We start from the raw sequence: 13,515 nt of genomic DNA on the forward strand, positions 1-13,515 counted from the left end.
GCATAGAGAAATCGTTCTTTCAAGCCCTGCCGGGGCTTTCATGACGTTGAAAACACGGATCGTGGAAAGGAAAACAGACCAATGAAAACTCCCAAACCGCTTCTGACCCTGCGGATGGTGTTCCCTGCGGCGGCATCGCTCATCGTGCTGCTGCTGGGCGAGTGGATCGCCCGCGGGTCGCTGACCGCTGATACATTTGTAAGCTTTATTTTCCCGCATATCGGGGCCTATCTTCTGGCCTGGCTGCTGCTGTTTCTGGTGTGGATGCTGCTGGACTGGATCTTCCGCTTTCCACCGCTGTCCACGCTGGGCATGGCGGTGCTGGGCTGTGCGCCCTGCGCGGTGAACTTCTACACCCTGCAGCTGCGCGGTGAGCCCTTTCTGCCGTGGGATCTGATGCAGGTGTCCGAGGCTGCCGGGGTGGCCTCGGCGGCCGGCATCAAAATTCAGACCAGCATGATCGTCACCATCGTCGTGGTGCTGGTGCTGATGGTGGGCAGCTTTTTCCTGTACCGCGGGCGGCATAAGCAGCGGTGGCTGCCCCGTCTGGCGGGCAGTGCGGCCACCGCTGCCGCCATCTGCCTGCTGGTGTTCGGCGTGTATCTGCAGCCCGCCGTCACCCAGGTGCTGGGCATCACGCCGGACGCCTGGATGCAGGACCGCTATTACCGCTATTACGGCGTCGTCACCGGCTTTATGACCAACCTGACCAATCTGGAGATCGACAAGCCGGAGGGTTATTCCGAGGAGACGGTGGACGACCTGCTGGACAAGGTGGACGAGAGCCGGAACTTCAGCACCGGCCCGCTCTATTCCACCAGCTACAGCGCCACTACCCCGAAGGACGAGCAGGAAAAGCAGCCCACCATCATCTATGTGATGGACGAATCCTACTGGGATGTGTCGGAGCTGGAACAGTACGGCATCGAGTTCGACACCGACGTTTCCGCCAACCTGCACGCCCTGCAGCAGACCAGTGCCTATGGCCGGGCCTACAGCCCCAGCTTCGGCGGCGGCACCTGTGACGTGGAGTTTGAAGCTCTCACCGGCTACTCGGTGTCCTTCCTGCCCAGCGGCAGCAAGCCCTACCAGCAGCATGTCACCAAACCCATGTTCGCCCTGCCCAATTACCTGCGGCTCAAAGGCTACCAGACGGCGGCGGTGCACTGCTTCTGGGCCAAGTACTGGAGCCGCGATAAGGCTTACCCCAACCTCGGCTTTGAGGATTTCATCAGCCTGGAAGACATGCATGGCGTGAACAAAGTGCGCAAGCACTACTGGACCAGCGGCCTTGTCACCGACGATTCCATGGCCGACCAGATCATCCAGCAGTACGAGAAGATGAGCGCTTCCTCGAACGAGCCCATCTTCCTGCACGCGGTCACCATGCAGAACCATACCAATTATAATAAGGACAACTACCCCGACGACGAGCGGGTGAAGGTGCTCAAGCACCCGGCGGGCATGTCGGCCAGCACCGTGGGCGCGCTGGAAGACTTCGCCACCGGCATCCGGGATGCAGATGCCATGCTGGGCAAGCTGACCGAATACTTCTCGCAGGTGGACGAGCCGGTCATTCTGGTGTTCTGGGGCGATCACTATAACCCCATCGACTCCAACTACGATGTTTACACCACCACCGGCTACGCCAGCGATTCCAGCTCGGACCCGCGCCTGCACCAGACCACGCTGCTCATGTGGTCCAACTACAGCCAGCAGCAGGTGGACCTTGGCACCATCGCCGCCTATGACATCTCGCCGGTCATGATGGACATCTTCGGGCTGGACGAGCCGCTCTACTTCCAGTTTTTGAACCGGCAGCTGCGGGTGGCCAGCCGCACCAATACCCGCGGCACCACCATGAACCTGGACGGCACGACCACCACCGAGCCTACCGAGTTCCAGCAGCGGTGGAGCAATGAGCAGTGGTTTTTGCAGTACGACCTGATGTTCGGCAAGGGGTACGCCCTCAAACGCATGGGTCTTGCGGGTCTGAGCGGCGTGGATACAGGCAAATGAGCGAAAAACAGACGATTTCTTTGTAAAAAACAGAGAAAAACTCTTGCAACCGGCTTTTATTTGTGATATTATAACAAAGCATTACACACGCATCACTATGCCCTTTTGTGCTCCGCAGGGAGTGGAGGGCAGTCCGAAGCCGTCCGATACGGCCAAGGATCACGGTGTGCGGAGGCAAAACAATATCTGGAGGTATTTTTACTATGGCAGTCGTTTCTATGAAGCAGCTTCTCGAGGCAGGTGTGCACTTCGGTCACCAGACCCGCCGCTGGAACCCCAAGATGAAGAAGTACATCTTCACCGAGCGCAACGGCATCTATATCATCGATCTGCAGAAGACCGTGAAGAAGCTGGACGAGGCTTACAACTATGTGAAGGAAGTTGCAGCTGAGGGCGGCGACATCCTGTTCGTCGGCACCAAGAAGCAGGCTCAGGAGTCCATCCGTGACGAGGCTCTGCGCTGCGGCATGCACTATGTCAACGCTCGCTGGCTGGGCGGTATGCTGACCAACTTCCGCACCATCCGCAAGCGCATCGACCGCATGGATCAGCTGGCTAAGATGAAGGAGAACGGCACCTTCGAGCTGCTGCCCAAGAAGGAAGTGGCTAAGCTGGAGCTGGAGATGGAGAAGCTGGACAAGTACCTGGGCGGCGTCAAGAACATGAAGACCCTGCCGAAGGCTATGTTCATCGTCGATCCTCACAAGGAGCGCATCGCTGTTGCTGAGGCCCGCAAGCTGAACATCCCCATCGTGGCTATCGTTGATACCAACTGCAACCCCGACGAGATCGACTACGTCATCCCCGGCAACGACGACGCTATCCGCGCTGTCAAGCTGATCGCCGGCGCTATGGCTGACGCTGTGCTGGAAGGCAAGCAGGGCAACCAGGAGGCCGCTCCCGCTGAGGATGCAGCAAACGCCTGATTTCCCATCCCACAAACAACAAAATAACGTGTAAGGGAGAATACGAAAATGGCTATTTCTGCAAAGGACGTTATGGAACTGCGCAAGCAGACCGACTGCGGCATGATGGAGTGCAAGAAGGCTCTGACCGAGGCTGACGGCAACTTCGAGAAGGCAATCGAGATCCTGCGCGAGCGTGGTCTGGCTACCGCTGCAAAGAAGGCAAGCCGTACCGCTGCTGAGGGCATGGTCTACGCAGATTACTGCCCCGAGTGCAAGGTCGGTGTTGTCATCGAAGTCAACGCTGAGACCGACTTCGTTGCCAAGAACGACAAGTTCGTTGCTTTCGTCAAGGAAGCTACTCAGGTCATCATGAAGCAGAACCCCGCTGACGTCGAGGCTCTGATGGCTTGCAAGACCGAGAACGGCGAGACCGTGGACGAGGCTCTGAAGAACCTGATCCTGGTCATCAAGGAGAACATCAAGGTTCGCCGCTTCGTCCGTTACGAGGGCGTCTGCTCTGCATACGTCCACGGCGGCGGCACCCACGGCATTCTGGTCAACTTCGAGACCACCAACGGCATCGATGCTAAGGACGAGTTCGTTGCTTACGGCAAGGACATTGCTATGCAGGTCGCTGCTGCCAACCCCGGCTACGTCGATGAGGCTTCTGTCCCCGCTGAGGTCGTGGCCAAGGAGAAGGAGATCATGCTGGCTCAGATGGCCCAGGATCCCAAGAACGCCAACAAGCCCGAGAACGTGAAGCAGAAGATGATCGAGGGCAAGATCAAGAAGTTCTTCAAGGAGAACTGCCTGGTCGATCAGGAGTTCGTCAAGGACGGCGACCTGTCTGTTGCTCAGTACACCGCTAAGGTCGCAAAGGACCTGGGCGGCGACATCAAGATCGTCAAGTTCACCCGCTTCCAGAAGGGCGAAGGCCTGGAGAAGCGTGCTGACGACTTCGCTGCTGAAGTTGCAAGCATGGTGAAGTAATTGAACTTCCATTCCAAGGTTGAATTGGGAGCCGCAGTACCCGTAACAGGGCGCTGCGGCTCCTTTTTTGTTTGTGGTATCTTTGTTTGAATGGGCTTTACTGCGGAGCAGGGAAGGGAAAGTACACGATTTAGAATTGTCTCCGCTTCGCTCTGACAATAATAGCGGAAGTTTTATTTATATTTCGTGTTTGTCTACGAGTTGCGGCACCCAGCATTCGTTTCGTGCCTTGAACGGCACTCACGTCTTGCTGGCCGCTGCCCCAACAGCTTCTCCCTGTATTCCCCTTTTTGGCTTCGCCATCTTCCCCCGGCCGGGGGAAGTCTTTGCCACTGGCGGCGGTCGTCGCCGTTGCAGCCTGCGGGCCGCTCCAAACACATTTTCACGAGAAGGGGCCCCATCGGGAAGATGCATGTCTATCAGCAAATGCTGTGCAGCGTTTACGTCGCTTTTCGCGAATGAGACCGTAAGATCGATCGCAATTGACGTTAAAAATGAATTTTGCCTTTAGGTCCCTTCCCGTGAAAAAGTGTTATAGAAACGACCGCAGTCGTTTCTATAATACATAACAAAAAATAAATATACATCTGTTATGCCCAGAGTGAAACGGAGGGCATTCTAAATCGTAAACACCGCAAACAAAAACGCCGCTGACAGTTTTGAAGCCGTCAGCGGCGTTGTGCTTATTCCGTTAAGCGATGCCTAAATCTGCAATCAGGCCTTTGCTTCGCTGTTGTGCTCAGCCTTCTTGTAAGCGGAGAAGGAGTGGAACACAATGTTCAGGCCCAGAACGATCAGCAGCACAGCCAGGATCAGCTGCAGGCCGTTTGCGATGAACACAGCGCCCCAAGTGGTCTCACCGGCAGGGATGGTAACAGAAGCGGCGGTGCTGATGGCCTTGACCATAGCGATCAGGCGCTGCACCAGTGCGGTAAAGGTGACGCACAGCATGATGATCAGCGGGGGGAACAGCATCTTGTTGCTGCGGCCGGTCACCTTCAGGAACACGCACAGGGTAGCCAGCACCAGTGCGCTCAGCAGCTGGTTGGCAGAGCCGAACAGCGGCCAGATGTTGGCGTAGCCGATTTTGGTCAGGATGAAGCCGAACACCAGCGTGATGAAGGTGGAGAAGTACACATTGCACAGCAGCTTGCGCCAGCCCTCAGCGTGCTCCATGTCGTCCACGCTGAACAGCTCCTGGAAGCTCATGCGGCCAATGCGGGCCACGGCATCCAGACTGGTCAGAGCCAGTGCGGAAACACACATGGTCATGAACACGGTGGCAGCGTAAGCGGGCACGCCGAACATCTCAAAGAAACCGGCAACGCCGCGGCTGAAGATCTGGAACGGGGTACCGGCGGCAGGGGTGCCGTCGGCAGCTGCGGCAGCACCGGCAACGCACAGAGCCAGAACAGCCAGCAGGCTTTCAAGGATCATGGCACCGTAGCCGACCTTCAGCATATCCTTCTCGTTATCAACGGTCTTGGAGGAAGTACCGGAAGAAACAAGGCTGTGGAAGCCGGAAACTGCACCGCAGGCCACGGTGACGAACAGGATGGGGAACATGGTACCCAGCTTTTCGTTGGTAAAGCCGGTGAACACAGGCAGGTTCATGGTGGGGTGTGCAACCAGCAGGCCAACCACAGCGCCCACGATCATGGCCACGAACATAAAGGTGGTCATGTGGTCACGGGGCTGCTTGAGCAGCCACATGGGCAGCACAGCGGCAAAGAAGATGTATACGAAGGTGATGTAGCTCCAAGCGGCCTTGCCCAGGATCAGGGGCAGGTTTGCGCCGATGACAAAGGACAGCACGATGAACACGATGCTGATAACGCTTTCCTTCCAGCCGGAGAAGTTAAACTTCTTCTGCAGCAGGCCAAAGACAACGGCGAACACCATGAACATGATGGAAACCATACCGGCAGCGCCGTTGGTCTTGGCGGCTTCGACCATTGCGCCGTCTGCGCCAAAGGCGTTGAAGGTGCCGGCAACCATGTCCGCAAAGGCAGCGATGACGATGCCGCAGAACAGCCAGCAGAACAGCAGGAACAGCTTGCGGCCGGTCTTGCCGATGTACTTTTCGATCAGCATACCCATGCTCTTGCCGTCGTTCTTAACGGAAGCATACAGAGCGCCAAAGTCGGTCACGGCACCAAAGAAGATGCCGCCCAGCAGCACCCACAGCAGCACCGGCAGCCAGCCGAAGGCAGCGGCCTGAATGGCACCGGTAACAGGGCCTGCACCGGCAATGGAGCTGAACTGGTGAGCAAACACCGTCCAGCCGTTGGTGGGCACATAGTCCCGGCCGTCCTCATGGACAACTGCCGGGGTCTTGGCAGCGGGGTCGATGCCCCACTTGTTTGCCAGCCAGCGGCCGTAAAGCATATAAGCGCCAAACAGACACACGGCTGCGATCAATACGATGACCAGCGTATTCATTGTTTTTACCTCTTTCCTTTCTTGGCATCCGGCAAATGTCAGCGGCATGGGCTCTTTTGCGGCGGCAGGGTGTAAAAAAGGCCCCGTCCTCCTGTGTTCGTTCCATTTGGGACGAACCATCGAAGACGAAGGCCTTCACATACACTGCACATTGTGTATGGAATACTCCGCGGTACCACTTCGTTTGCTGCACAGGGCAGCCACTCCCAGCGTACATATATACGCAGCCCCGTAACGTGGGCAAAACGGCCATGCATTACTGGAAGGCGGGGTCAGCGCCTTTGTTCACACAGGCTGCTCGCAGGGGAGAACGCTTTGCTCCTGACTGCCGCCCTTGCATCAGATGGGCGGCTCTCTGGGAGAGGGTGCTGCAAAGAATCATGTCCTGTTCATCGCATTTGCCGAATGATTGTCCGTATTTTAGTGCGGAATTCACAGATTGTCAATATCTTTGGCACAAGTTCGGAGGATGCACTAATTCAGGAAAGCGTTCTGCAATAATTTTTAGATGATTTTTGTTCATGCGTGAAACGAAAAAAACTATACACATCCACGAATGAAAAGAGTTCACACAAAGCACTTGACTTTCACACTTTGATGTGCTAAAGTGATGATGCGAAAGAGCAAAGCGATAAATACAATGGAAAAACAGGGGATGCCTCCCGAAAAAGGCACAAGGAGACGGCTATGGCAGAGAAAAATTCCAGAAGAAACCCCACGACGGATGCGCTGTTCGACGCGATCCTCAGCCTGGAAACGCGGGAGGAGTGCTACAACTTCTTTGAAGACCTGTGCACCGTGAAGGAGATCTCCGATATGGCGCAGCGGCTGGAAGCCGCAAAGCTGCTGCTGGACGGCAGCACCTACGACCAGATCGTGAAGGCAGTGGAGATCAGCACGGCCACCATCAGCCGCATCAACCGCTGCATCCAGTATGGCTCCGGCGGCTACCGCGCGACCATTGAAAAGGTGCGCCAGACCCAGCCGTAACACCGGCCCTTCCCGGGGCATAGAATGGGGCGTATGAAGCCCATCTGCACCGAAAGGAAGGAACTGCTATGTCTGATACGACCAACTGCCCCCGCACCGAGTGTTCATGCCCCTGCCTGCCCAAGGTCACGCTGGACCAGGCTGTCATCGACCTGGTGGAGAGCATCGCTCTGCAGGAGAACGCACTGAGCCACATCCTCTGCGCCGAGAGCCGCAAGATGAATGCCGCCATGGAACTGGACGGCCTGGACCTGTGCAAGCTGCTGGAAGTGAACGACTCGGCCACCAACATGGTCCATGCCGTGGCAAACCTTGAGCTGGTGCTCAAGGATAAGCTGGAGTTCATCTCCAACAATCTGTATTACCCGCCTGCAGGTACGGATACGTCGTCTGCCTGCTGAGCGCGCAAGCCTGCCTGCCCGGATGCCGGGCGGGCATTTTTTGTCTGCAGAATTGTATAAATTTGAGAAAAACCATTTGTTGGAATTGCTGATGCGGGCAATCTGTGCTATACTATACAATGTATCACCATGAAAGTGAGGGAATTTACAAATTGCTGAACTACGATGCGATCCTGTTTGATGTGGACGGGACCCTGATCGATTCCGCTCCCGGTATCATAAATACATTAAAAGAAGTCTTTGATAAGATGGGCGTGGACACCACGAATGTCAACCTGCGCCGTTACCTGGGCCCGCCGCTGCGCAAGAGCTTTGGCGAGCACTTCACCGACCCGGCCCTCATTGAAAAGGCCACCGAGCTTTACCGCGAAAGCTACGCCGTCAAGGGCAGCCATGAGGGTGCCGCCTATCCGGGCGCAGCCGAGATGCTGCGCCGCCTGAAGGAAGCGGGCCTTGTGCTGTGCACCGCTACCTCCAAGCCCACGCGGGTCGTTACGCCGATCCTGAAAGAAAAGGGCCTTGCAGACTATTTTGATTTTATTGGCGGCGCGTCCATGGACGAGAGCCGCGATACCAAGACGGACGTCGTGCGCTATGTGCTGGCCCAGCCCATGCTGCAGGGCAAGCGCGTGCTGATGGTGGGCGACCGCAGCGACGATATGCGCGGCGCAGCGGACTGCGGCCTGGATGCCGCCGGTGCGCTGTACGGCTACGGCAGCAGGGAAGAACTGGAACCCTTCCACCCGGTGCTGCTGGCCGAAAGCTGTGCCGACCTTGCTGCACAGCTGCTGGACGGCCGGGCGTAAGGCCGCACCAGTGCCCGATAAAAAGAGAATGGTGAGAGATATGAAACAGAATACACAACCGGAAAAGCAGTCGCTTACCCCCATGCAGAAGCAGGCCGTGCTGGTGTGCATCGTGTGTGCGCTGGCGGTCCTGCTGACCACCGGCATCACCCTTGCACTGATTCGGCGCGGCAAGACGCCCTCGGTGCCCAGCGAGGAGCCGGGCAGCCAGGAGCTGGTGCCGGGCGAAGACGATATCTCGGATCATTATCAGATCAATGAGACCTCCAGCGCCCTGCTGCAGGAGACAGCAGATGCCGGCCAGGCCTACCAGGACGAAACGCTGTTCATTGGCGACTCCAACACGGTGCGCCTGTATGCCAGCGGCCTGATCAGCCTGCAGCAGTTCTGCGCGCAGACGGGCATCGGCACCTCGGCCGCCCTCTCGGAAAAGATCGTTACCTTTAAAAAGGATAACAACGCCTATACCATCGCCCAGGCAGTGGCCAAAATGAAGCCCCGCCGCGTGGTCATCATGCTGGGCACCAACGATACCGGCATGTCGGTGAATGAGTTCATTGCGAATTACACCGCGCTGGTGGAGGCCATCCAGCAAAGCTATGAGTACACGGACATCATCGTCAACACGGTGCCGCCGGTGCCCGCCGACCACTCCAACTACCCCAACATGGACCAGACCAAGATCGACGACTTCAACATGGCGCTGCTGGAGCTGTGTGAACAGAAGGGTCTGAAGTTCCTCAACAGCGCCGAAGCCCTGAAGGACGCCAACGGCTATGGCCGCGCGGACTACTATCAGTCCGGCGACATCCACCTGACTTCCGCAGGTCTCAAGGCTCTGCTGAGCTATGTGCGCACCCACGCTTATGAGAGCGAGGACCGCCGCCCGGATACCAGCAACATCCCGGCCCGTGCGGAGTACACCCCTGACCCCAGTTCGGCTGTGGCCGCGTCCAGCTCGGAAGCAGCCTCCTCGGAGGAAGCAGTGCAGTTCACGGCAGAGTACCGCGTCGATAAGACGGGCGGCGGCAGCCTGACCAGCGGCAGCGACACCGGAAAGTCCTCGCTGGCCTATGACATCACCAGCAGTGCACAGTCCGTCAGCGTGACGGCCGTGCCGCAGGAAGGCTATGTCTTCGTCAAGTGGAGCGACGGCGTCACCCAGAGGACCCGCACAGACTCGAACTTCAAGCAGAACCTGGATGTGACGGCGGTGTTCTCCGCAGCGTCCATCCACATCAGCAGTTCCGGCAAGGCGACGGTCGGCAGCCACTGCACCTTCACCGCCAAGATCAGCGGCAAGTATCTGGATTCCGCCTCTATCCGCTGGTACACGAACGGCACCGAGGTCACGCGGGCGGCCGGTCAGACCAGTGTGCCGGTGCTCATCACCGAGGAGATGCAGGGCACCACCTTCAAGATCCAGGCCGTGGTGACCTACAACGACTGCACCGTGACCAGCAACACGCTGGAGGTGATGGTGGCCGGTGCACCGGCAGCTTCCGGCAGCTCCAGTTCGTCCAGTTCGTCTTCCAGCTCGTCCGGCAGCACCGGGTCCTCCGGCGCATCGTCGGGCAGTTCTTCCGGAGCTTCCTCCGGAACTACATCTTCCTCCACGGCTTCGTCCGGCTCCAACAGTGCTTCGAACGGTGCTGAGAGCAGCAGCTCGCACAGCACGGCGTCCTCCGGCAGCAGTTCTTCTTCCGGCAGCGCCAGCACGTCCCACAGCTCCTCTGCTTCTTCGTCGCACAGCACTTCGGAGAGCAACAGCGCTTCCCACAGCTCCTCTGCTTCTTCGTCGGGCAGCTCGTCCCACAGCACGTCGGCAAGCACTTCTGGAAGCAGCAGTGCTTCCGGCAGCACCGAGGCCGAAAACGACTCGGCAGAGCAGCAGGCGTCCCGCTCCTGAGCGGGGAACCTTCCCGCCCTGCGCCGCATAGGCTGGCAGGAAGGGAGGCGTTTCCATGCTCTGTGAAGAACCCCGCGTCCCGGGTCTGCCGGGCGCAGAGGATGTGACCGACGGCGACGTGGATTACTACGGCACCGATTGGGAAAATGTGGACAATGGTGCACTGGAGGAGGAAATGCAGAAATGTGCTTCCACCCCGTGTGACGCAAAAACCACCTGCCCGGACAATGACCCGGAACAAACCGACGCACAGACGTATCAAATCGTTTCAGAATGATCGGAAGCCAGCTCTGCCTGGGGTAGGGCTGGCTTCTCCCTGTTGTAGAACGCCCGGGCAAATGCGGCCCGTGCAGAAGGGAAAAGAGGGAAAAACTATGGCAAAGTATTATTGTGTATTGTTTGATGCAGACAACACGCTGCTCAACTTTGATGCAGCCGAAAGCAAGGCACTGGCCGAAACGCTGGTGAACTACGGCATCGAGCCGGACGCCGAGACGGTGCAGACCTACCGCACCATCAACGAGGAACTCTGGCGCGCGCTGGAAAAAGGCCAGATCAAGCGGGAAAAGCTCATGGCGGAGCGGTTCACCCGCTTCCTCAAGGCCATCGACGCGGCAGGTGACGGCGCGGAGATGAACCGCTTCTATCTGGAACAGCTCTCCACCCACCCGGACCTGATGGGGCCGGAAGTGCTGGATGTGCTGCGGGAGCTTTCCGAGGTGGCAACGCTGGCCGTCGTGAGCAACGGGTTCCAGAAGGTGCAGACCCGCCGCCTGGCAGAATCCGGCATCCTGAACTTTATGGAGGACGTGTTCGTCTCCGAGAAGATGGACTGCGAAAAGCCCGGCCGCAGAATTTTTGATGCGGCCCTGCGCGCCCTTGGCGTGGAGAACCGCGAGCATGTGCTGGTGGTGGGCGACAGCCTCACCAGCGACATCCAGGGCGGCGTGAACGCGGGCCTTGACACCTGCTGGTTCAACCCGAACCACGCCGAGAACCCCGGCAAGGTGGTGCCCACCTACGAGATCGCAAGCCTGGAAGAACTGTATCCGCTGGTGATGGAGTCGGACGAGCTGGCCAATGTGGGCCTGAAGAACCGCCGCCACCAGTGCTGAACCAATAAGCGGATGGAGAACGGAATCATAAAACTATGCTGATACATTTGGAAAAACTAGGCAAGAGCTTTGGCGAAAAGATCGTCCTGCACGATGTGACGGCCAGCGTCGAGAAAGAGGACCGCATCGGCATCGTGGGCCAGAACGGTGCGGGCAAGACCACCCTGCTGAAGATCCTCACCGGCGAATATCAGGATTACGAGGGTGAGTTCAGCGTGACCCATGGCGTGACGCTGGGCTACCTCGAACAGAACGCAAAGCTGGACCCGACGCTGGATATCTACGGCGAGATGCGCTCCACCTTTGCGCCGGTGCTGGACGCCATGGCGCAGATGCAGATCCTGGAGCGCCGCATGGCCGCTGCGCCGGAAGACGCTGCCCTGCTGGCCCAGCACGACCAGCTGCAGAACATCGTGGATGCAGCCGACGGCTACAACATGGATGTGAACATCAAAAAGGTGCTGTCCGGCATGGGCTTTGCGCAGGATACCTGGCAAAAGAACATTGCGGTGCTCTCCGGTGGTGAGCTGACGAGGCTGCGTCTGGCAAAGCTGCTGCTGGAAAAGCCGGATGTCCTCATTCTGGACGAGCCCACGAACCACCTGGACTTTGCCACCATGGAATGGCTGGAAAATTACCTCAAGGGCTACTCCGGGGCCGTGCTGGTGGTCAGCCACGACCGCTACTTCCTCGATAACGTGTGTACAAAGATCTGGGAGGTATCCTTCCAGACCATGACCACCTACAAGGGCAACTTCTCGACCTACCTGCCCCAGAAGGAAGCCGCCGATGCCTTGCGCCAGAAGCAGCACGACGCCGATGTGGCGCTGGCCGAAAAGCTGCAGGACTACGTGGACCGCAACCTTGTGCGCGCCTCCACCACCAAAATGGCGCAGAGCCGCCGCAAGCAGCTGGAAAAGCTGGAGATCACCGAAGCTCCCAAGGACGAGACGAACCAGCTCAAGTTCCGCTTTGAATATGACGTAGAGCCGTGGAATGAGCTGGTGCTGCTCAAGAACCTGACCATCCGGATCGGGGAGCGCACCCTGCTGGAACCCTTCACCTACACGGTGTGCCGTGGCGAACGGCTCATCATCGCGGGCCCCAACGGCGCGGGCAAATCCACCCTGATGCAGGTGCTGGACGGCAAGCGCCGCCCCTCCGGCGGTATGGTGCGGCTGGGCACCGGTGCACGGCCCAGCATTTTTGCCCAGCAGCAGAACCGTCTGGGGCAGGGCAGGGTCATCGATGTCATCTGGAACAAGTACCCCCGCATGACCGAGCTGGAAGTGCGCAGCCATCTGGCAAAGCTGGGCTTCCGGGGCGAGACGGTGTTCAAGCCCTGCGAAGCGCTTTCCGGCGGCGAGCTGGCCCGCCTGCGCTTTGCGGAGATCGTGCTGGAACGGCCCAACCTGCTGTTCCTCGACGAGCCCACGAACCATCTGGACATCTACACCCGCGAGAACCTCACCGAGGCCCTCATGGCTTACACCGGCACGCTGCTGCTAGTGACCCATGACCGCCACCTGATGAACAGCCTGGCCTGCCCGATCCTGTATCTCGAGGACGGCAAGGCCACCATCTACCCCAGCTACGATGCCCTGATGGGCCGCAGCGCCCCGGCACCTGCCGTGCAGAAGGCCGCCGAACCCGCCAAAGCCGGTTACGGCAAGGAGCAGCGCCGCCGCCGCGCCGAGCTGCGGGCCAAGATCAAAGCCTGTGAGGATGAGATGGAGGCCTGCGGTGCCCGCGAGGTGGAACTGGACAACGAGATCAATTCCCCGGAGGTGTACAACGACCCCGACCTGCTGCGCCAGAAAAGTGACGAGCTGAGCGACCTGCGGTTCCATCAGGAAGAACTGTTCGCCGCCTGGGAGGCCGCCATGGAGGAGCAGGAAAGCTACGAGCAGAGCCAGACCGAAGAATAAAGGAGGG

At 58.5% G+C, this 13,515-nt stretch carries 11 protein-coding genes; 10 read left to right on the forward strand and 1 reads right to left on the reverse strand.

Annotated features, from left to right (window positions below):
* Window positions 1-81 precede the first annotated feature (81 nt).
* From CGS49_RS11170 to tsf, 3 genes are all read left to right on the forward strand, one after another.
* A complete protein-coding gene (locus CGS49_RS11170) occupies window positions 82-2,019 on the forward strand; it encodes an LTA synthase family protein (protein ID WP_097801879.1) in 1,938 nt (645 codons plus the stop codon).
* A gap of 203 nt (window positions 2,020-2,222) precedes the next feature.
* On the forward strand, window positions 2,223-2,945 hold the full coding sequence (rpsB, locus tag CGS49_RS11175; protein ID WP_097801880.1) for a 30S ribosomal protein S2: 723 nt from the start codon (window positions 2,223-2,225) through the stop codon (window positions 2,943-2,945).
* A gap of 48 nt (window positions 2,946-2,993) precedes the next feature.
* On the forward strand, window positions 2,994-3,917 hold the full coding sequence (tsf, locus tag CGS49_RS11180; protein WP_097801881.1) for a translation elongation factor Ts: 924 nt from the start codon (window positions 2,994-2,996) through the stop codon (window positions 3,915-3,917).
* 714 nt (window positions 3,918-4,631) lie between these two features.
* Here the strand turns inward: tsf and CGS49_RS11185 are convergent.
* Window positions 4,632-6,359: a carbon starvation CstA family protein gene (locus tag CGS49_RS11185; protein ID WP_097801882.1), complete on the reverse strand. Its 1,728-nt coding sequence runs from the start codon at window positions 6,357-6,359 to the stop codon at window positions 4,632-4,634.
* A gap of 687 nt (window positions 6,360-7,046) precedes the next feature.
* Between CGS49_RS11185 and CGS49_RS11190 the strand changes: the two genes are divergently transcribed.
* From CGS49_RS11190 to CGS49_RS11220, 7 genes are all read left to right on the forward strand, one after another.
* Complete coding sequence (locus CGS49_RS11190; protein ID WP_097801883.1) at window positions 7,047-7,349, forward strand: YerC/YecD family TrpR-related protein; 303 nt, start codon at window positions 7,047-7,049, stop codon at window positions 7,347-7,349.
* 68 nt (window positions 7,350-7,417) lie between these two features.
* A complete protein-coding gene (locus CGS49_RS11195; protein WP_097801884.1) occupies window positions 7,418-7,750 on the forward strand; it encodes an alpha-helical endospore appendage domain-containing protein in 333 nt (110 codons plus the stop codon).
* A gap of 152 nt (window positions 7,751-7,902) precedes the next feature.
* On the forward strand, window positions 7,903-8,556 hold the full coding sequence (locus tag CGS49_RS11200; protein ID WP_242975450.1) for an HAD-IA family hydrolase: 654 nt from the start codon (window positions 7,903-7,905) through the stop codon (window positions 8,554-8,556).
* A 40-nt stretch (window positions 8,557-8,596) separates the two neighbouring features.
* Window positions 8,597-10,465 carry an SGNH/GDSL hydrolase family protein gene (locus tag CGS49_RS11205; protein ID WP_097801886.1) on the forward strand — a complete coding sequence of 623 codons (1,869 nt, stop codon included), beginning with the start codon at window positions 8,597-8,599 and terminating at the stop codon, window positions 10,463-10,465.
* Between the two features lie 55 nt (window positions 10,466-10,520).
* On the forward strand, window positions 10,521-10,742 hold the full coding sequence (locus CGS49_RS11210; RefSeq protein WP_097801887.1) for a hypothetical protein: 222 nt from the start codon (window positions 10,521-10,523) through the stop codon (window positions 10,740-10,742).
* 97 nt (window positions 10,743-10,839) lie between these two features.
* On the forward strand, window positions 10,840-11,580 hold the full coding sequence (locus CGS49_RS11215) for a YjjG family noncanonical pyrimidine nucleotidase (protein ID WP_097801888.1): 741 nt from the start codon (window positions 10,840-10,842) through the stop codon (window positions 11,578-11,580).
* Between the two features lie 35 nt (window positions 11,581-11,615).
* Entirely contained in the window at window positions 11,616-13,508 is a 1,893-nt protein-coding gene (locus tag CGS49_RS11220; RefSeq protein ID WP_097801889.1) for an ABC-F family ATP-binding cassette domain-containing protein, read from the forward strand.
* Window positions 13,509-13,515 lie beyond the last annotated feature (7 nt).

It is taken from the genome of Faecalibacterium langellae (assembly GCF_002549775.1).
Taxonomy (GTDB): domain Bacteria; phylum Bacillota; class Clostridia; order Oscillospirales; family Ruminococcaceae; genus Faecalibacterium; species Faecalibacterium langellae.